18 protein-coding genes are annotated in these 20,405 nt (G+C 43.4%); 2 read left to right on the top strand and 16 right to left on the bottom strand.

All coding sequences use genetic code 11. From position 1 onward, the window contains the following. From C1G57_RS09340 to ccpA, 3 genes are all read right to left on the bottom strand, one after another. Complete coding sequence (locus C1G57_RS09340; RefSeq protein ID WP_105114654.1) at nucleotides 1-1,314, bottom strand: glycosyltransferase family 4 protein; 1,314 nt, start codon at nucleotides 1,312-1,314, stop codon at nucleotides 1-3. Further along, a complete protein-coding gene (locus C1G57_RS09345) occupies nucleotides 1,315-2,313 on the bottom strand; it encodes a glycosyltransferase family 4 protein (RefSeq protein WP_105114655.1) in 999 nt (332 codons plus the stop codon). Between the two features lie 123 nt (nucleotides 2,314-2,436). Then, nucleotides 2,437-3,438 (bottom strand): catabolite control protein A, encoded by a 1,002-nt coding sequence (gene ccpA, locus C1G57_RS09350; RefSeq protein ID WP_105114690.1) that lies wholly within the window; start codon nucleotides 3,436-3,438, stop codon nucleotides 2,437-2,439. Between the two features lie 210 nt (nucleotides 3,439-3,648). Here ccpA and C1G57_RS09355 point away from each other — a divergent pair, with 210 nt between their 5' ends. Then, on the top strand, nucleotides 3,649-4,734 hold the full coding sequence (locus tag C1G57_RS09355) for a M24 family metallopeptidase (protein WP_105114656.1): 1,086 nt from the start codon (nucleotides 3,649-3,651) through the stop codon (nucleotides 4,732-4,734). Nucleotides 4,735-4,775: 41 nt separating this feature from the next. On the opposite strand, the gene tgt is transcribed toward C1G57_RS09355, so the two are convergent. Next, a complete protein-coding gene (gene tgt, locus C1G57_RS09360; RefSeq protein WP_105114657.1) occupies nucleotides 4,776-5,918 on the bottom strand; it encodes a tRNA guanosine(34) transglycosylase Tgt in 1,143 nt (380 codons plus the stop codon). 167 nt (nucleotides 5,919-6,085) lie between these two features. Between tgt and C1G57_RS09365 the strand changes: the two genes are divergently transcribed. Next, nucleotides 6,086-6,934 carry a DUF975 family protein gene (locus tag C1G57_RS09365; protein WP_105114658.1) on the top strand — a complete coding sequence of 283 codons (849 nt, stop codon included), beginning with the start codon at nucleotides 6,086-6,088 and terminating at the stop codon, nucleotides 6,932-6,934. Between the two features lie 472 nt (nucleotides 6,935-7,406). On the opposite strand, the gene C1G57_RS09370 is transcribed toward C1G57_RS09365, so the two are convergent. From C1G57_RS09370 to C1G57_RS09425, 12 genes are all read right to left on the bottom strand, one after another. After that, nucleotides 7,407-8,693, bottom strand: a complete 1,287-nt coding sequence (locus C1G57_RS09370; RefSeq protein ID WP_105114659.1) for an FAD-binding oxidoreductase — start codon at nucleotides 8,691-8,693, stop codon at nucleotides 7,407-7,409. Next, nucleotides 8,690-9,445, bottom strand: a complete 756-nt coding sequence (locus tag C1G57_RS09375) for an FAD:protein FMN transferase (RefSeq protein WP_105114660.1) — start codon at nucleotides 9,443-9,445, stop codon at nucleotides 8,690-8,692. Before C1G57_RS09375 ends, C1G57_RS09370 begins: the two co-directional genes overlap by 4 nt. Beyond that, the gene (locus C1G57_RS09380) at nucleotides 9,442-9,942 is read right to left on the bottom strand and encodes an FMN-binding protein (RefSeq protein WP_105114661.1); all 501 of its coding nucleotides are present in this window, start codon (nucleotides 9,940-9,942) and stop codon (nucleotides 9,442-9,444) included. Before C1G57_RS09380 ends, C1G57_RS09375 begins: the two co-directional genes overlap by 4 nt. Before the next feature lie 181 nt (nucleotides 9,943-10,123). Beyond that, the gene (locus C1G57_RS09385) at nucleotides 10,124-10,933 is read right to left on the bottom strand and encodes a hypothetical protein (RefSeq protein WP_105114662.1); all 810 of its coding nucleotides are present in this window, start codon (nucleotides 10,931-10,933) and stop codon (nucleotides 10,124-10,126) included. A gap of 23 nt (nucleotides 10,934-10,956) precedes the next feature. Beyond that, nucleotides 10,957-11,394 (bottom strand): CoA-binding protein, encoded by a 438-nt coding sequence (locus C1G57_RS09390; protein ID WP_105114663.1) that lies wholly within the window; start codon nucleotides 11,392-11,394, stop codon nucleotides 10,957-10,959. Between the two features lie 11 nt (nucleotides 11,395-11,405). Continuing rightward, complete coding sequence (locus C1G57_RS09395; protein ID WP_105114664.1) at nucleotides 11,406-11,672, bottom strand: hypothetical protein; 267 nt, start codon at nucleotides 11,670-11,672, stop codon at nucleotides 11,406-11,408. A 22-nt stretch (nucleotides 11,673-11,694) separates the two neighbouring features. Continuing rightward, on the bottom strand, nucleotides 11,695-12,444 hold the full coding sequence (locus C1G57_RS09400) for a glucose-6-phosphate isomerase (RefSeq protein WP_105114665.1): 750 nt from the start codon (nucleotides 12,442-12,444) through the stop codon (nucleotides 11,695-11,697). 22 nt (nucleotides 12,445-12,466) lie between these two features. Next, the gene (locus C1G57_RS09405) at nucleotides 12,467-13,165 is read right to left on the bottom strand and encodes a hypothetical protein (RefSeq protein WP_105114666.1); all 699 of its coding nucleotides are present in this window, start codon (nucleotides 13,163-13,165) and stop codon (nucleotides 12,467-12,469) included. Then, nucleotides 13,152-15,788 (bottom strand): DNA polymerase I, encoded by a 2,637-nt coding sequence (gene polA, locus C1G57_RS09410; RefSeq protein ID WP_105114667.1) that lies wholly within the window; start codon nucleotides 15,786-15,788, stop codon nucleotides 13,152-13,154. The genes C1G57_RS09405 and polA overlap by 14 nt, the downstream gene beginning before the upstream one ends. Before the next feature lie 72 nt (nucleotides 15,789-15,860). Beyond that, nucleotides 15,861-16,127, bottom strand: a complete 267-nt coding sequence (locus C1G57_RS11060) for a hypothetical protein (protein ID WP_153045628.1) — start codon at nucleotides 16,125-16,127, stop codon at nucleotides 15,861-15,863. Between the two features lie 190 nt (nucleotides 16,128-16,317). Beyond that, nucleotides 16,318-19,683 carry an FtsX-like permease family protein gene (locus C1G57_RS09420; RefSeq protein ID WP_105114669.1) on the bottom strand — a complete coding sequence of 1,122 codons (3,366 nt, stop codon included), beginning with the start codon at nucleotides 19,681-19,683 and terminating at the stop codon, nucleotides 16,318-16,320. Nucleotides 19,684-19,694: 11 nt separating this feature from the next. Then, the gene (locus tag C1G57_RS09425; RefSeq protein ID WP_105114670.1) at nucleotides 19,695-20,396 is read right to left on the bottom strand and encodes an ABC transporter ATP-binding protein; all 702 of its coding nucleotides are present in this window, start codon (nucleotides 20,394-20,396) and stop codon (nucleotides 19,695-19,697) included. Nucleotides 20,397-20,405: the final 9 nt, after the last annotated feature.

Raw genomic sequence — 20,405 nt, forward strand, 5'->3', positions numbered from 1 at the left:
TCAGTCAAAAAAATTCCGAATGGACTTGACCTGCTCAACAGATTTTTTCAAGATTTTGACAGTTGTATCGGTTGACTTGACAACAATTTTCTGGGGCAGATAGATGGTTTCTTTCAAGATAGCTTCTGCCACACTATCTTGATTGGTATGTTCCCTACGAAAATCATAGGAAATTTTCAAATCTAAATAATATTCGTAAACACGACGACCAAAGTTGGTGGACGAAATCTCATATAATTTTTTCTCCAACACATGATCATTCATAGGAGGTGTTGCAACAATGGCTTCTACCACTGCATCCGCCAATTCCTGCTCACGCACAAAGAGGGTTCCAAACATCTTATCCGTCACCACATTTTTCAAATAGGGATTGGTATGGGCTAAAATCGGAGTTCCAGAAGCCAGACTTTCCAAGAAGGTCAAGCCCTGGGTCTCACTGGTCGAGGCAGAGATAAAGAAGTCTGCCGCCTTATAGTAAAGAGCTGTATCGCTTGGTGCAATCATCCCCGTCAACTGAACATTTTCTTCCAAGGCTAATTCACTAATCATAGCCTGCAAGGTTTCAGCATAGGGACCCCCACCAACAATGACCAATTTGACCTTAGGATTTTCAGATAAAATCCTTGGCATAGCCTTGATAATGGCCTGAATATTTTTTTCATGGGAAATCCGTGACAGACTGAGCAACATGGTTTCATCTGGCTCAATTCCTAGCTGTATGCGCAAATCAGCCGTATCCTCTTCCGAGATTTCTGGACGATCAAACTTAGCCAAATCAATTCCTGTCGGAATGACCCGCTTAGAGATAGGAATATCATAGCCCGTCAATAAATCCTCAACAATCTCACTAGGACAGATGACCCCATCCAAATCACGCAAATAGGCTCTCGCAAAATACTTAATCATACTCGGACGAATAATCCGCCCCTTAGCAATATAATGGACATAGTCTTCATACTGAGTATGGTAGGTATGGACAACTGGAATACCCAGTTCCCTCGCCACCATCTTCCCCAAAATCCCCAAGGCAAACTCTGTATGGGTGTGAATCATATCCAATTTGTAACGACTAGCAATCTTCAAGGCATCCGTAAAGCCAGCATAGGCTACTCGACGGTCCTTAAACGCAAAGAAAGGAACGCTAGGAATACGAATAATATCCCAATCTTCGTAGCGATTGACATCTTCATCTGTCGTTGTAAAAATAAATACCGTGTGCCCTAACTTTTCCAGCTCCGTTTTCAAGGTACGAATAGAAGTCGCAACTCCTGAAACCTGTGGAAAATAGGTATCCGTAAATAGTCCAATCCTCATCTACATCTCCAATACTTGGCGATAAGCCTCTACCAACTGATGACCAACTTGGTCAATGGAACGACTGACAGCGACTTGATAACCCGCCTCTCGTTTATCTACTTTCTTGTCTAATATTTTTTGAATGGAGGCAACAAAATCATCTACCGTATGCCCTAGTTCTGCACTGCTTTCGTCAATCCAGCCCTCATAGACAGGAATATCTCGCAGAACGACATGCTGGTGACTGGCTAGAGCTTCCAAGACCACAATTCCTTCCGTTTCTTCATAGGAAGGGAAGAAAAAGGCATCCGCTCCGCTCATTGCTCCCTGAAAAACAGCCCCCTTAAAATAGCCAGGAAAGGCAACATTGGCTGGATGATCCCTCTCTACAATCTTGCGGATATAAGATGGGATGATCCACTTATTGATGGAACCCAGCCAAATAAAACGAACGTGAGGCATTTTTTCGGCAACTTTCACAAAATCCTCAATCCCTTTTCTGCGGAAATAAAGTCCTGCACAGACAACAACAGGTTGCCCCTCCTCTATGCCAAAATACTCCCTAAATACAGCTTCTTTTCTTTCGTCTTTTTTGTACTTTGCCAAATCTATGCCGTTTGAAACAGCAATGATAGGCGTTGTGACACCGTAACCTTGTATGAGTTTCTTCGAATATTCTGACGGTGTAATGACAAAATCTGCTTTTTGATACATGGAAGCCAGGTATTTTCCTACAAATGGCGCCAATAAATTGGATCCAATAAAGGAATTTTGGAAATCTTCCTTGGTCGAATGTCCATGTAGGATCACCTTTTTCCCCCTACGCTTAGCTGCGTGCAGGAGCAACCAGGAGCGAGGGCCGTAGGTATTGATATGGACAACATCATAGTCACCCAGTAAATCTGTCGTATAGGGAATACCGGCCATATCCAAAGCCTCCATCTGATGATGCAGAGCCCGACCAATTCCTGATTTTTCTAAAACTGTTTTTCCTTCAAGATACAATAGAACTTTCATACTCTATATTATATCCCTTTTTGCCTGTTTTTCCTATACAAAACTGAATATTAGGAAAAAAGACCATCAAACTGGATGGATGGCTAGGCCGTCAGTCCAGAATGATCGTCTTTCGTCTGTTTATTACTTGGTCGATTGACGGACCTTAATACCGTGGTTAAGAATGACCTCGCGGTTCTCCAAGTCTTCCTTGTGCATGATTTTGGTCAACATCCGCATGGCAATGGCGCCAATATCATAGAGGGGTTGGTTGATAGAAGTCAGATTTGGACGAGTAAATTTGGTCACCAGAGAATCATCACTGGTCACAATTTCAAATTCCTCTGGCACCTTGATGCCCTTATCGCTGATACCATTTAACAAACCAGCCGCAATCTCATCTTCCGCAACATAAGCAGCCGTTGCTCCTGCATTTAGAATACGTTCTGCTAGGGCATAGCCTTCCTCATACTTGTACTTAGACTCAAAAACCAGACCTTCATTAAACTCAATGCCGTTTTCCTTCAAGCCTTGCTTGTAGCCCGCCAGACGAACCTTCCCATTGATGTCATCCACCAATGGACCTGAAACAAAGGCAATTTTTTTGTTGTTCTTAGCCAGCAGATTCACAGCATCTACACTGGCTGCAGCGTAATCAATGTTGACACTTGGCAACTGGTGTTCCAAATCAACTGTACCAGCCAAGACAATCGGTGTACGAGAGCGTGAAAACTCTGCCCGAATCTTGTCTGTCAAATGATAGCCCATGAAAATGATACCATCTACCTGTTTAGAGAAGAGGGTATTGACCACATTGATCTCCTTCTCATCATTTTCATCGCTATTGGCAAGGACGATATTGTACTTATACATATCCGCAATATCATCAATCCCTTTAGCCAAAGTCGCAAAATAAGCATTGGCAATATTTGGAATGACAACCCCCACTGTTGTCGTCTTCTTGCTTGCCAATCCCCGAGCCACTGCATTTGGACGATAATCCAAACGGTCAATCACTTCCAATACTTTCTTACGAGTATTTTCCTTGACATTTTTATTCCCATTCACAACACGCGACACTGTTGCCATGGATACGCCTGCTTCACGGGCAACGTCGTAAATCGTTACCGTATCATCTGTATTCATCATAGACGTTACTTCCTTTCTTTTTCTTTATCTATTTTATGAAAATTACGCTTTCACTCAATCATAGTGTATCACTTTTTGAAACCACTTTCAAGAGAAAAAGGGGATTTTTTTGATAATACTTGCAATTTTTTTCATTTTTTGAAACAATAGTCCATATAATAAACGAAAATTTCATTTCAATTTACTAACATCAGAGAGGTTCATCCTATGTCAAAACTCAATCATGTAAAATCCTATCTTGAAAGCAAGAAGCTTGATTTGGCTATTTTCTCAGATCCAGTTAGCATCTACTACCTAACTGGCTATCACAGCGACCCGCATGAACGCCACATGATGCTCTTTGTCATGCCTGACCATGACTCACTGCTCTTTCTCCCTGCCTTAGACATGGAGCGGGCTGTGGCGACGGTTGACTTTCCTGTGGCTGGCTACATGGATTCTGAAAATCCTTGGCAGATTATCAAAAACAAATTACCTCAAAAAACTTTCTCTGCCATTGGAGCAGAATTTGATAATCTCAACCTGACCCGCTATCACGGTCTTCAATCCATTTTCAATCAGCCTTTTTCAGACATCACTCCACTTATCAACACTATGAAATTGATTAAGTCCCGTGATGAGATTGAAAAGATGTTGGTGGCTGGTGAATTTGCGGACAAGGCTATGCAGGTTGGTTTTGACAATATCTCACTCGATGTAACCGAAACCGACATTATCGCTCAGATTGAGTTTGAGATGAAGAAACAAGGCATTTCCAAGATGAGCTTTGATACCATGGTCTTGACTGGGAATAATGCAGCAAATCCGCACGGCATTCCAGGAACAAACAAAATCGAAAATAACGCTCTGCTCTTGTTCGACCTTGGTGTTGAAACTTTAGGCTACACATCTGATATGACACGGACTGTCGCTGTCGGTAAACCTGATCAGTTTAAAAAAGATATTTACAACCTGACCCTCGAAGCTCATATGGCTGCGGTCAATATGATCAAGCCTGGTGTGACGGCTGGCGAGATTGACTATGCTGCTCGGTCTGTGATTGAAAAAGCGGGCTATGGTGAGTACTTCAATCACCGACTCGGTCACGGTTTGGGAATGAGTGTCCATGAATTCCCATCTATCATGGAGGGCAACGACCTAGTCATCGAGGAAGGCATGTGCTTCTCTGTCGAGCCTGGCATTTACATTCCTGGAAAAGTTGGAGTTCGGATTGAGGATTGTGGTTACGTTACCAAAAATGGCTTTGAAGTCTTTACCAAGACACCGAAAGAACTTCTTTATTTCGACGTATAAAAAATATGCCTCCTACAATTATGTAGGAGGTTATTTTAATGTTAGAAATTTCGACCATTTTTCCCATAGCCGTACCGTTCCATAAAGTCTTGACGGAACTCTAGCAGGTTATCATCCATGATGGCCTGACGGACATTTTTCATCAGGTTGATTAGGAAGAAGAGGTTGTGGTAGCTGGTCAAACGGATACCAAAGGTTTCATCTGCCTTGAGCAAGTGACGGAGATAGGCACGAGTGTAGTTTTTACATGTGTAGCAATCACAGTTTGGATCAAGCGGTGTAAAGTCTTCTGCAAACTGGGCATTTTTCACTACCAAACGACCTTGGCTGGTCATGCAGGTGCCGTTACGTGCGATGCGGGTTGGCAAAACACAGTCAAACATATCGACACCTCGGATGACACCATCAATCAAACTGTCTGGCGCTCCCACTCCCATGAGATAACGTGGTTTGTTCTCAGGTAAAAGCGGGGTTGTGAAGTCCAGGACGGCATTCATTTCGTCATGGGTTTCACCAACAGCTAGACCGCCGATTGAATAACCTGGGAAATCCATGCTGACCAAATCATGGGCTGATTGGCGACGAAGGTCTTCAAAGCCTGCACCTTGCACGATACCAAATAATCCTTGGTCATGCGGACGTCGGTGAGCCTTGAGTCCACGTTCTGCCCAACGGCTGGTACGTTCGATGGATTTTTTCACATAATCATAAGGCTGATAGAACTGCGGGCACTCATCAAAACTCATCATAATGTCTGAACCCAAATTATTTTGAATAGAAATAGCCTTCTCAGGTGACAGGAACATCTTGCTGCCGTTGAGGTGGTTTTTAAAGGTCACCCCTTCTTCTGAGATATTGCGGCTGTCAGCCAGGGAATAAACCTGGAAACCACCTGAGTCTGTCAAAATTGGCTGATCCCAGTTCATGAACTTGTGCAGACCACCTGCCTGGGCAATCAATTCATCGCCTGGACGGAGCCAGAGATGATAGGTATTTGATAGGATAATGCCTGAGCCCATTTCTTTCAACTCCTCAGGCGACATAGTCTTAACCGTTGCCTGAGTTCCTACGGGCATAAACATAGGGGTCGGGAAGGTCCCGTGGGGTGTGATAATCTCCCCTAAACGAGCACCTGTGTGCTTTTCTTTCTTAATCAAGCGATACTTGATTGGAACATCTGTCATGGTTACCTCCAACTAGGAAAAACAGTCCTAGGAATTTAATCTTGTATGGTCAATCAGTCAAACTTCCATAAAGTTCGCCAATTTCCACAGCACTTTCCAGTCTATCAAAAAAATACTTTCTTGTCACTTAGAATTATGTTACAATGTTGAGTAAGGAGGTTATGTAGATGTTTACAATTTCTGAGATTCGGGAAAAGGCGAGGCATACTTTAAATGATACAACAGGCATTTATCAAGTAGCAGCAATTCCCGTCGCCATATCTGTTATCGTTCAATTATTTTCTGCTTCTCGCAATAGTCTTGCAGGCCTGACACCTGAGGAAATCCTTAGTCCAGGTTACCTTATTTCTACCTCCTTGTTTCCTTTATTCTACGGTTTATTACTAGGCTTGCTTCAGTTATCGGTCATTTGGACCTTGTTTCAAGTCGCAAAAAATACCAAGCAAGCAGTGTCATATAAGGACTGCGTCAGTATCTTTTACCACAAGGATTTTGGAAAGATCATTAGGACCTATATCTTAAAGAGTTTCCTTATCTTTCTTTGGGGGTTTCTCTTCTATTTTGGGATTGGTCTAGTGATTGGAGCTACCATTGTTTCAGCCAGCATAGTCGTTTCAACAGGTCTAACCGACCCAAACCTTATTCCTCAGGATATTCTAGCCCTACTAGGGAGTTTCCTGATTGTCGGTCTTTTCCTCACCATCATTGGATTTGCTATTTATATTCCACAAATCTATGCCTACTCTCAGGTAGAATTTATCTTATTTGAGCAATTAGAGCGTGAGGAATACACAGGTGCCTATTCGATTATCAAGAGCAGCCGAAAATTGATGAAAGGCTATAAGTTCAAACGCTTCACCTTGGATTTGTCCTTTGTCGGTTGGTATGTGCTGAGCATCATCACCTTTGGTCTAGCCGGTCTGTATGTTTTGCCCTACCACTACCTAGCACAGTCTTACTTCCATGAGGGTATTTTGGATGATCAGGCTAAAAAAATGAACTACGTTTATGAATAATCTAACGATAACATAATCTATTTTCGTATAATATTCATCTATAGTGGAAAGAGTTGACTATTCTTTTTCTATAAAAAATATTTTATGAATACTAGTGAAGAAGTTGACTGAAATCAGCTTCTTTTCTTTTATTCAAAAAATGCATAAAATCGACCTTTTTTCAATTTGTGTCGATATTTAAAATAAAATAATAGTTAATAATTGAAATTCTATATAGTTTTATGTTATACTATCAACTGAGGAATGGTAAATGTATATTCTTACATCTTTAGAATTGAAATAGGTTTCTTCCTTTCTATTTTTTACGCCATGTGTAGTAGCTTATTCCAATTCTAACATTCCTCTTCTTCAGTCACCACAGGGTCCAACGTCAAACGCTGGGCTTTTTTTGTCTATGAAAAAAGTCAGTTTCAATAGAAACCAACTTTAACAGGGTAGATGGAAGAGGTTTAGCATCGGTCAGCTAGAAGCATTACCATCCAAATTCTTCATAGAAAATGTGTGTCTTTGGCACTCCGTTTTTGGCCAAGGTCTTGATCCAGTGACGGGCCATTGCTGGAGGTCCTGACACCAAGACTGTCAATGCATCAAAGTCATGTGGCAGTGCAGACAAGACTTCTGCTTCTTCAAAGGCACCGATTTTGCGGATAGCTCTAAAATTATCCCTTTCTGCTTCCCAAGATGTGAATTTTTCTTCGTAAATCAAGGATGCCTCAGTTGTGGCACCGTGAAAGACCGTGGTATCAATTTCTGGGAATTGATCAATGAGCGACAGCAAGGGCGTAATACCGATACCACCTGAAATCATGATAATGTTCTTTGGTTGCTGGTCTTCTACGACCGTTTGGAACATTCCATAGCCACCATCCACTCGGACACGGGCTGAAGCTGACACTGTTTGTAGGGTGCGGGTAAAATCACCATCTCCACGAATGGCCAAGGTAATCTGGTCATTTCGGTCAGGAGCATTGACAAGGGAGAAGGGATGAGGCTCTGACAAGCCCTTGACACCCGGGAAGGAAATGAAGACAAAATCTCCTGCTCTCAGCTTAGCCGACTTACCTTTAGGTAATTGAATGTGCAATTCATAAATATTTTCAGCAATTTCACGATTTGCAACTAGCTTAGCTGTATACCCCTTTGCATTTGGCTTGAACTTGGCCCATAAATACGATAGAAAAACAAAACCAGACGCTAGGTAAAAAACGACCATAAAGCCAGTATTTGCCCGAATATAATCAATCAACTGAACATGGATAAAGATTAAGAAGGTCGCCAAAAGGTTCAAACGATGGAGCCAAACAGACACTTCATGTTTGAATGTGGTCTCCAGTTTGCGCTTCAAGATAGCTAGGAAACGAATTCTCGATGTCAACCAACCTGCCATGAACACCATTGAATAGATGCCTAGGGACAGGAAGATGAGAAAGGCAATATCCCCTGTCTGCTCAATCAAACCATAAGATGGCAGGAGATTCTTATGCATAAATGAAAAATAGATGGCCACCAGACTGAGAATTCCATGAATCATATAGGCTGCTGGCAAGCCAATCAATCGATCCAACCACTTGGGCTTGGTTCCAATATAAATCGCTAGGAGCATCCATACGTAGGCCACGATCCCTAAAGCGATACTAACCTTCATTTGACCGTAGCCCGCAGGCATTCCCGTCACGAAGGTATAGATAAATGGAAATGGTAGGATGAATAGGGCAACCATCCAGGCCAATCCTAAAGTATAGTTATTTTTCTTAATCACGAAATAAATTCTCCTTTTTGAAAAAATTGTAGCTGTTGCGGTTTGATATACAAACCACTGAGTTGGTGGTGGGCGATGGCTTGAGCCAATTTGTTCTCTGGCATGCTTAATCCAGCTGTAGCCCAGACATCGGCTCTTGTTAGACTAGTGTCCATAAAGGTTATCTGTTGGAGGTCATTCTTGGATTGAATGTGTTGCCCTCGTTTGCTATAACCAGATGTGGCGATGGCTCCATTCTTGGCTGTAAAGACGGCCAGCATTTCCTGGAGGTTTTCAGGATTTTCAATACCGATTTTCCAGACAAAAGCACTTTCTTCCTTGGTCGCAAACTGCATATCTCCACCACCATTTAGGCAGACTGCTTCAACATCTGGGTGTTGAAGATAGGGAAGCAATGTTGTTTTAAAAATCTCTTCAATCACCCAGCCCTTGACCAGACCTGTCGGATCATAGACCCCCTTGTAGTAGGGATCAAATGCGCCATCTGTTTCTTGATAGGCCATCTCTGCCAAGGCAAAAACTTCTTGGAATTCATTGTCTAGTAAGACGCTTTTATCTCCGTTTTGAAAGCGACAGACCATCGATGTCGAGCGAAAGGCTGAAAATTTTTCCTCCAAACAATCTAGCTCGCTCAGTATTGTCGAACTCAGTCTTTCCAACTCATCTTCTAGTTGACGGGTTTGGGTCGTTGCCAGACTAATGGTAAAGGGAAGGGTCATGGCTTCAACTGTTCGGCTGACGATTTTTATCATGAGGCTTGGTTAAGGGCATCTTGCAAGGAACCTGTAAAGCCTTTGTAGGCTTCTGTTGCACCCGAAATTTGGTTGACTTGGGCTGATTGATTAGAGATAGCTTCTGCAACATAGGTTGGTAGGGCACCGTCATTGATTTCTTGAGATTGTGGGTTATCATTAGGATATTGCAAGATGCTAATATCGCTGATACTTCCACCTGAAACGGTTAACTGAACCTGGTAGTCTCCTCGATTGGTCGATGTTACCGCACCTGTATAGGTACCGTCTGTCAAGCCTGTTGATTGACTGGAGCTTGTAGCGCTACTAGCTTTACCGCCTGTGCTATTTTCACTACTGGCACTGGCTAAACTGGTGGAACTTGTCTGGCTAGAACTTGTAGCTGTTTGATTATTGCTCGTCACCGTATCCTTTTGGAAAAAGAGCAAGAAGCCATTATAGGCTGCTGCTGCCAATGCCAGCAAGGCAATAAAGATAGCTGTTAATTTTCTCTTCATGATTTCCTCATTTCTAATTTTAAAAACATACGTTTTCAATTTATTTTCAAATAGTGATTTCCAATTATAGCATGCTAAAACTTGGAAAGGCAAGTAAAAAATCTCCAATTATGGCTATTTTAAAAATGGTTTAAGAAAACGTTAAGAAAAGGCCCCAGAACATTCTGGGTGCCCGATATGATTATTGCAATAAGTACCAGTTTAATCCATCTTGAATAGCCGTGCTTCTATCTGGCAGGACTTCTGGTCCTTGGGAAGTCACCTGTCCTGTTTGGCTATTGAGAATAAAGGTTCCGACTGTATAGGCCTGACTGCCGTCAGTAGCCATTCTGAAAATAGTTCCCTCACTTTCTGGTCGATAGCCGTCCAAGAAGAAACTACTGATTAAGCCATTCTCGAAAATATCTACATATACCCGTACATTTTCTGATGAAACCAAGCGGGTTGGATAGGCTTCATTTCCCCAAATGGAAAAGACAAACATGTGCTCCCCACCTGTCGCCAGTAAGAGTTCTGCCTGACCATTCCCATCAATATCATAGAGGGTATAGTAGAATGAAACCTGGGGATTTATATTCTTTAAATAGCCTTCTTCCACCGTTGGATCATCGAAGGTTCCGCCGCTTCTCAAAACATTTATCCACTTACTGTAGGTATTCAAGATAGCTTGGTAATTGGGATGTAGCGCTGGTTGGCTAGGAACAAGGACCTGGCTGTTCTCCTCTGTCTGACTGGTCTGGGTTTGACTGGCACTCTCGTCAGCCAGGCTTGAGCTAGTACTACTACTTGTACTTGAAACCGTGGATGATGAGCCAGTCGTTTCTACCTGCTTGCTCGTTGAAGTGTTGCTTAAGGAGCTTGTTTTTGTAGAACTGCTCGAACTTGTTGAACTCCTATCTACTGATGAGATCTGGCTAGAACAGGCTAGTAGGCTGACCAACATGAGAGCGGATAGGCTTAAATATATAAGATATTTGGTAAGTAATTTCATCAATACCACCTCCGACTATCCGATCATGAAGCTTCCTGCATATCTAAGTATTCAATCTTGATACACTTGTTCATGACAAGGTCATTGCGACCAGCCTGGCGCAATATTTCTTCTGCTTCTTGGCTTTCCAATCCAAGCTGAGCCCAAAAGACCTGTGCTTCTGTCTGGACAAACTCACGCGCCACATCAGCTAAAAACTCAGAGCGACGAAAAACATTGACAATATCAATCGGCTGGTCAAGGTCCAAAAGGCTAGCATAAACCTTTTCTCCGAGGATAGTCTCACCTGCTGCTCTTGGATTGACTGGGATAATCTTGTAGCCTGCTTCTTGCATGAGCTTAGAGACCCGATAGGCTGCTGTTTCTTCACGGCTAGATAAGCCAACGACTGCAATGGTCTTGGCATTCTTCAGGTAAGTAAAAATTTGTTCTTGACTGGGGTTTTGAAATGAATAAGTCATAGGTTCCTCCATTAGGATAGTTCAAATCGAAAGACAACTAGAAATAAAACAAGTGCAAGGATGGCAACCAAGCGGACGGTCTTTTCTTCTTTATCTGTCAACCGTGTCCGGTTAGGTATTTTTGGAAAAGCTAATATCAATAAAGCATAAGAGGCACAGCCGAGGTTTGCCAAATAATTGATTTTGGTCAGCCAAGCTAAAAACATACTTAGTAGGACACAAGTAAACCCTAACCAAAACTGCTCCCCATAGCTTCTTGTCTTCAACCAGTCTATCATTTGCTACTCTTTCTAATTAGATTTATTTTTTAGAAATATTGTACAGAACATCCTTGAGCTGACCGATGGTCTGCTTAAGGTTGGTCCGATCCTTATCTAATCCTGGATCCAGAGAATAATAGACAGATCCTACTACAACAGAGTCGTCATAGGCACCTGTTGATTCCATGCGATAGAAGGTAATGCGTCCCATTTTTCTATCTGTCATCAATTGACGACCGACCTGCCATTCTTGACCATTTATGGTAACAATCGTTTTTTCAATGAAAGAGTGATTGGTTTCAGCCATGCGAGCTTCCAATTCCTCGGGGGTCATATTGCGACCTTCTTCAAGGGGTGATTTATTGAAGGCATTGATGTTATAAAGCTGAACCATAAAATTGCTAGAATCAACTTTAACATCGTAGACTGCAGCTACCGTCTCATCTTCCGTGTTCTCTGTATTGATAGTCCAGTTGGTCGGCACATCATAATAACGAAAATTTTCCTTGATATTGCCAGCCTCGTCCTTTTCTGCAACACCATTGTTGGCTGCGTGGATCTTATGGCCTTTTTGTTTCTCGTCAGCTGGTGGGTTGGCATTAACAACCACCACAGGTGCATTAGCAAGGACGTTCATCGATTCATTGATTGTGTCTTGCTTTTCTTTTAAAATCGGCAATGTTGTAGAAAAATCATCCCCAGAAGGATTGGTGCCCTTATTTTCTGTCTTTTCTCCACAGCCTACCAAAAAACAGGAAGCCAGTCCTAGCATGATTAGTGTCTTCTTCATTATTTCATCCTTTATCTTTTAATTAAAATATAGCAAATTCTTCTCTATTTTTCACCGATAAAATTGGTTCATCCCGTTCAAATAGCAAAACTTTGACAGGATACCGCTGGTAAAAATGACTTTGCCATAGTACTTTTCCCGCTTCATAGAGTAGCCCTAATAGTAAAAACGTTAGTAAAGCTAGGACACCCATTAAGAATGGTACTATTTCTTCAATTCCTCCAGATAATTGGTACAAGGTATTTTCCTGAGAGGAGACTGGAAAACCTTCTTCTCCTATATAAACCAAGAAGGAGAGAAACACAAACAAAAAGGAGAAGTAACATGTTCGATAAATAATCTTATAGGTATTGTACATTATTTGATATTTTAGCGACTGTTGCTGGCGAATCTGTTTATATTCCTCTGTATTTTTTGTAAATACAGGTAAGTGAATTCCACCTTTTGGTCCTCTTTGATATCGCCGCTCTGGTAAGGGATGATAGCCCATACGATACCATAGTTTGTATAAGAAAAGTCTAATTGAAAAATAGAGATGGGGTAAAGCAAAAACTAAAAAAGTGTTGATTTTACTCAAAGGAGTAAAGGCGAAAAAGCAGAAAAGAAAATTAGAAAAGTTACATATGTAAAATAGCCAAGTAGCTAGCCTCTGCTCCTCACCTTTCAACACGTTTTCTGCCTTTACAGGTATCCGTGTAGCTCTCTTCCTATTTTGCTTCATACCAGGTCTCACCTGCATTTTCATCTGCAATCAATGGGACAGACAGGGCAATGGCTGATTCCATGGTTTCTTTTACTAGTTTTTTTACAGTTCCCAATTCTGCTCTTGGTACTTCCAGAACTATCTCATCGTGCACCTGCAAAAGCATGCGTGTCGACAAACCTGCTTCTTCAATGGCCTTGTCCAAGTTAATCATAGCCACTTTGAGAATATCTGCGGCAGAACCTTGGATAGGGGAGTTGATGGCTGTCCGTTCCGCAAAATTACGGATATTGAAATTACGGGAATTGATTTCTGGCAATTCACGGCGACGTTTGTAAATAGTTTCTACATAGCCCTTATCACGCGCCTCACGAACAATGGTTTCCATGTAGTTCTTAATACCTGGGAAGCGTTCAAAGTAGGTGTCAATGTATTCCTTGGCTTCCTTACGGCTAATACCCAAGTTGTTGGACAGACCAAAATCTGAAATCCCGTAAACCACTCCAAAGTTGACTGCCTTGGCATTGCGGCGGTCATTTGCTGTCACATCTTCTGCTTTTTCAATGCCAAAGACCCGCATGGCAGTCGAGGTATGGATGTCTACACCTTTTTGGAAGGCTTCAATCAAATGCTCATCCTTAGAAATATGGGCCAAGACCCGCAATTCAATCTGTGAATAATCCGATGCCAGAAGAAGGCTGTCTTCAAGCGATGGCACAAAGGCCTTGCGAATGAGTCGACCTTGTTCCAGACGGACTGGGATATTTTGCAGGTTAGGATCTGTCGAGGACAAGCGACCTGTTTGGGTCAAATCCTGTACATAACGGGTATGGATCTTGCCGTCTTCTAAAATGGCATCCTGTAAACCGATCACATAGGTTGATTGCAACTTGGTAATCTGACGGTAGTCCAAAATCTTGGAAACAACTGGAGCGATTGGCGCCAGACGTTCTAAAACATCCACTGCCGTCGAATAGCCTGTCTTGGTTTTCTTGGTGTATTCCAAAGGCAAGCCCATGTCTTCAAAAAGAATAGTTCCCAGTTGTTTCGGCGAATTGATATTAAACTCCTGACCTGCCAACTCATAGATTTCCTTGGTTAGCTGTTCAATCAAGACTTCATTTTCAGCCTGCATGGTCTGCAAGGTTTCTTTTTGAACCTTGATTCCTGTGATTTCCATCTTGGCTAGGACATTTGCCAGAGGCAATTCCATGTCAAAAAGAAGGGAAATTTGCTGGTTTTCTTCCAGTTTTTCGAGCATGACTGCTTCGGTTTCAATAAGGACTTGTAGTTTATTGGCAAGATGAGGGAAGAAATCTTCTCGGGCAGGCAGAGCCAATTTTGCCCCCTTGCCATAGACTACTTCGTCGGGAACTAAACGAGTTTGACCATAAAGGTTGGCAATAGTGGTGATGGCATTGTCTTCGACTGTTGACAGGAGGTACTTTGCCAGACGGCTGTCAAAGCTAGCCAATGGCAAGTCCAAACCCTGGCGGGCAAGGAGGACTTTTCCACGCTTGAAGTCATAGGTTTTGATAGTCTGGCTTTCCAAGAACTGGCGTAAAATTGGGTTATCGAGGAGTTCTGGTCCTCCGACATAAATCTGCTCCTTGTCTCCCCAAGCTAGTCCTATCAAGTCTTCTCGGTGGTAGTTTTCACCCAAGATTTCAAAATAGAAAAATTGATCTGCGCGTAGCATGCCCTCAGTCAATTCGGTGACAGTTTGAAACTCGACTGCAGGAAGTTCTTCCTCAGCGCTAGTTCCCAACTGGGCCCGCAACTGCTTGAAGCCCATGTCATCGTAGAATTGACCGAGTTCTTCTACCTTGGGACCTTCATAGATCAGGTCATCCAGTCCAATTTCAATAGGAGCATTGGTATCAATGGTGGCAAGGGTCCGAGATAGAAATGCCTGCTCCTTATCAGCAATCAGGTTTTCTTTCATCTTGGACGCCTTCATGCTGTCGATGTTTTCGTAAATACCGTCCAGTGACCCGTGTTCCATCAGGAGTTTGAGGCCTGTTTTTTCACCGATTTTGGTCACACCTGGGATGTTATCGGACTTATCGCCCATGAGGGCTTTGAGGTCGATAAACTGAGCGGGGGTGATACCCATTTTTTCCATGAGGTTGGCTGGGGTAAATTCTTCGAATTCGGCAACGCCTTTCTTGGAAATCTCGACAACGGTATTTTCGTCTGTCAGCTGAATCAAGTCCTTGTCACCGCTGACAATGGTCACATCAAAGGGAATGTCTGTCCGCTCTGCCATTTTGTCCAAGGTACCGATAATATCGTCTGCCTCGTACTGAGCTAACTCATAGTGCTTGACCCCCATGGCATCCAACATCTGACGAATGAAAGGAAACTGCTCGCGGAACTCGTCGGGCGTCTTGGCACGGCCCGCCTTGTAATCGGCGTACATCTCGGTACGGAAGGTGGTCTTGCCGGCGTCAAAAGCCACCAGGATGTGGGTCGGCTCAATCCGCTTCATCATGTGGTCCAGCATGAGATTGAAGCCGTAAATGGCATTGGTATGCAGACCATTGGCATTCTTGAAGCGGTCAATTTGATTATATAGTGCAAAGAAGGCACGGAAGGCTACCGAAGAGCCATCAATGAGTAATAATTTATTTTTTTTCATGACTCTATTATAGCATGCTTTATCTGTTTTGGTATCCGAGAGTATTGGGAATGAAAAAGAGCAGGAAATTTCCTACTCTTTGATAGAATTTTCTCGTCTTTCATGCCACAGTCGTGCTACATTGAAAAGAAATGAAATCGTCGCCACTACTAAAAAGAGAATAATTGCCCCGATGACATGATAGGTAATGTAAAGAGGCAAGGCGTGGGTATCTCCAGTAAAATCCGTTCGCCCTCTCAGAGGAAGACCGTCTGCCAGAGCAACTTGGAGAAAATAAACTGCTGGACAAGCTGATAAATAGGAAAGGCAGAGGATAATCCATTTTTTTGTAGAAAACATCACCCCTCCAACAAAGGGTAGAAAAAATGCAATCAAGGGAATTCCAAATAATACTATCGTGATAAACGCTATCATTCTCCCTTCCCACTCTAAAAAAGCAAAAAGGACTAAAACATAGGATGCATAATACAGTATCATCAATATAGTGTTCAATAGTGTAAATAGTGTATTATTTTTCATTTTGTCCTTTCTATTCGTTAGACTTGAGTGCTTCCAGCATATCCACCTTTCTTAGATGATGGTTGACATAGATGCCAAGGGCTGCCAAAATACCAACAATAGCTATCACTGGAATGACGTAAACTTCAAGGCTGACTGCTGGATTGAAACGAATGCTGTCCGAACCAATCATGGCAAGAAGAAGCTTGTGAAGGTAGATACCTCCAATCAGCCCAAGCCCCATACCAATCAAGGAAAGAACCATAGTTTCCCTATAAATATAGAGGGTCACTTCCTTATTATGGAAGCCCAGAACTTTTATGGTCGATAGTTCTCGAATACGCTCTGACATATTGATGATGGTCAGGTTGTAGAGGATAACCAGACCAAGCAGGATAGACAGGACCACCAAGATAGTCATAATGGTCTGTAGTGAGCCTGCAATAGTGGTCAGCATGGACATGAGGGAGGTGTTTTGCACCAGACTTCTGACCGCTGGCATGGCTAGCAGCTGGCTAGAAATCGTTTGAACATGGCTGGTCTGGTCATTTTTTAACTGCACCAGATAGGCATTGGCAGTCTTTTGCTTGCCAGTCACTTGCTCGTAATAACCTCTGGTCATATAGATAAAGTGTCCTGCATACATATCCGCCACAGCAGCGACCCTGACCGGCACTTCCTTATCCTCCAAGGTCAGCGATAGCTTGTCTCCGACTGTCACACCGTAGATAGCTGCGAGTTTTTCCGTGAGGACAATACCCCTGCCACTCAGTTGAATAGGCTGACCAGATGACGTTTCAAGACTGACTAGATTTCCTAGATCCTGACGGTCTGAAATAAAGAGGCTGATCGATACATTCTTTCTTTGGCCATTTGTCTCCACTGTTTGATGGAGTTGTTCAAAAGCCACTGGCAAGGATTGACCAACTTGGTTTGACTGGAGAAAATCTGTTAAATCATCTAAATCCTTCTCCTCTGCTCTGCTATTTTCCACTACCAACATATCATAATGGATCAGCTCCCCAAACTGCCGTTGGACAACCCCTGAGATAGAGGAACGAATGCCTAGACCGCCAAAGAGGAGGGCGACTGTCCCTGCCACACCAAAGATGGTCATGAGCATGCGGAGCTTGTAGCGGAAGATGTTTCGGGCAGTCACCTTGTGGGTAAAGCTCAAGCGGGACCAGATGGCTGGCCATTTTTCTAGCCAAATGCTGGAGCCAGCAGCGGGAGGTTTTGGAAGGAGGAGCTGGGCTGGCTTCTCTGTCAATTCTCTCCGAGCTACCAAATAGGCAGGGAGGACGGATGAAATCAGAGAAAGTAAGAGGGCCAGACCTGTCCAAAGTGGATAAAAATGAAGCTGGGCAGACCCGATGACTGTCGTCTGGGTGATAATGCTTGAAATAATAGGCGATAGGACAAGATTCCCCATCAGTATGCCGACAAAGGTACCAACTAGGCCTGCTGCTAGTCCATAAAGGATAAACTTAGCCATAACCTGACCATTGGTATAGCCAAGTGCCTTGAAGAGCCCTGACTGGGTCCTCTCTTCATCGACAAATCGGGCCATGGTGGTAAAGGTAACCAGAGCTGCGACCAGATAGAGAACTACTGGAAAGACATTGCCTACTGCCGCAATGGACTTAGTCGCATTACTATAGGTGGTGTAGCCATCTCCACCGGGGAGACTAGTCCGACTGTAAATCTGATAGGGAGATTTTTCTAATTTGCTCAAGTCAAATTTGGCCTGGGCAATCTCTGTTTGGGCTTGGCTGATTTCTTGGTTGGCTTCCGCTTGTTTTTCTGATAATTGGGATTGAGCCTGAGCTAATTCCTTGTCTGCTTCTTCCAATCGCAATTCTTCCTGACGCAGTTTCAAGTCAGAAGATTCTAATTGACTGACACCCCACTCATAATCTGAAACGCCCTTTTGATAGGCTGCCAGACCTTGCTCATACTGCCCCAAACCTGATTGGTAGTGGGCCAAACCAGTCTGGTATTCCTGATTCCAGATGTTGTAGTCAGCTAGGTTTGTTTCATATTCTGCAACTTTTGATTGGTAATAATCATAGTTATTGATATAGTCTTGGTTGGCTTGGTCATAGTTAGCTTCCAGTTGATCTAAGCGAGCTTTTTCTGCGTCCAAGGCTTCCTGTCTAGCTAATAAGTCAGGATGGTCAGATAAGGTCTGTCCAGCCTGAACCTGACTGGCAATCAACTGATTTAAACCTTGTTGATTTTGGTACCAATCGGCACGACCAGTTGAAATTTGTGAAGCTGTCTGACTGAGTTGGGCATTTTGCCCATCCAGTTCCTGCTTGGCATTTTCCAAGCGCTGAGCAGTTTCAAGTAGACCCTCGTGGCTTCCATCCAAAAAAGATTTAGTTTGGTCTAATTTAGCCTTCTGGCTGTCCAGCTCTTTCTTGCTTTCTTCTAGCTGGAACTTGGTTTGTAATAATTGAGCAAGAGTTGCTCGCAATTCCATTTCCGACTGAACAAGCTTTGCCCGTCCACGCGCAAATTCACTGCGACCGCTTGCTGCTTGCTCCTGACCAGTCGCCAGGTCTTCTGCTGCTTGGTCCAGCTGGCTTTGAGCTTGAGCAATGTCTTCTTCACCCTTAGCAATCTCTGTCTGCCCTTCTACCTGAATGGTTTCCAACCGCTGTTCATCATTATCTGCCAATAACTTTTCCAAGTCTTCTTGGTGTTGGTCCAGTTTCTCCTGATAGGCCTGACTGTAGTAAGGCAAATTTGCCAAATCATCATAGACAATTCTAGCTATGGTATAAACATCAGATTGAAAAACTTCCTCCGAAACAACTCCATATCCTGTCAACTGACCATCTCCACTTGCGGCCATGCCCATGGTTTCATTGTCCCAAATTTCCGCCGAAGCTACGAAACCAACAACTGTAAAAGTCGTTTGGGTCAGGATGGTGCCATCCTTGTCAGGCTCAGTTACTTGAAATGGATCTCCCACTTTATAGCTTTCTTGTAAGGAAGGAGACAGAGCAATTTGCCCCTTTTGACTGGGCAATTTCCCTTCTAGCAATTTATAGGTGGAAATAGATTTTGGAGCTGAAAAAAGCCGAATCGCAGTCTGATTTTTCTTAGCAACCACATCCTTAAAATAGCTAGCCTCTACTGTCGCACCTTTAATGGATGCCAATTCATCCATGTCAGCCTGACTGATACCCAGACCAGAAACGACTGCCAAATCCATAGTTTTCTGGTCAGTAATATAGGCTTGGGCAGTCCTTTCCATATTGGGAGCTGTCACTTTTAGACCTGTCAGAGCTAGGGCTCCCAGCATCATCAGGCTAAATAGGGACAGAAAACGCCCCTTGGAAGAAAGGAGGGATTGCCTCATATCCTTCCAGTAGATTTTCTTTTTCATATGCTCCCCCACTAATATTCTAAACTAGCGATGTCCTGTGGATCTGCATTCAGCTCTACCGAATGCACGCGGGCATCCCGCATCCGAATCACTCGGTCCGCAATAGGAGCCAGTGAGCTATTGTGGGTCACGATAATCACCGTAGCTCCTTGCTTGCGGGACATATCTTGCAGGATTTGCAAGACCTGCTTACCAGTTTGGTAGTCCAAAGCCCCAGTCGGTTCATCACAGAGGAGAATTTTAGGCTTTTTGGCAACGGCACGGGCAATGGCCACCCGTTGTTGTTCACCGCCTGAAAGCTGGGCGGGGAAATTATTGATACGGTGACCAAGTCCGACCTGTTCCAAGACTTCCTCGGCATCCAAGGCATCCTTGACAATTTCTGCTGCCAGTTCCACATTTTCCTTGGCAGTCAAATTGGCAACCAGATTATAAAATTGAAAGACAAAGCCAACATCATCTCGGCGGTAGTTGGTCAATTCATGACTGGACAGCTTGGCGATGTCCACACCGTCAATCCAAACCTCTCCCTCGTCATTGCTGTCCATGCCTCCTAAGATATTGAGAAGCGTGGACTTGCCAGCACCAGATGAGCCAAGAATGATAACCAGCTCACCCTGCTCAATTTCAAAGGACACACCCTCATTGGCCACAATGGTGGCATCCCCCATTTGGTAGTATTTTGACGAATTCTTTACTTGGATGTAGGACATGGCACACCT

The organism is Streptococcus suis (genome assembly GCF_002960425.1).
Lineage (GTDB): Bacteria > Bacillota > Bacilli > Lactobacillales > Streptococcaceae > Streptococcus > Streptococcus suis_S.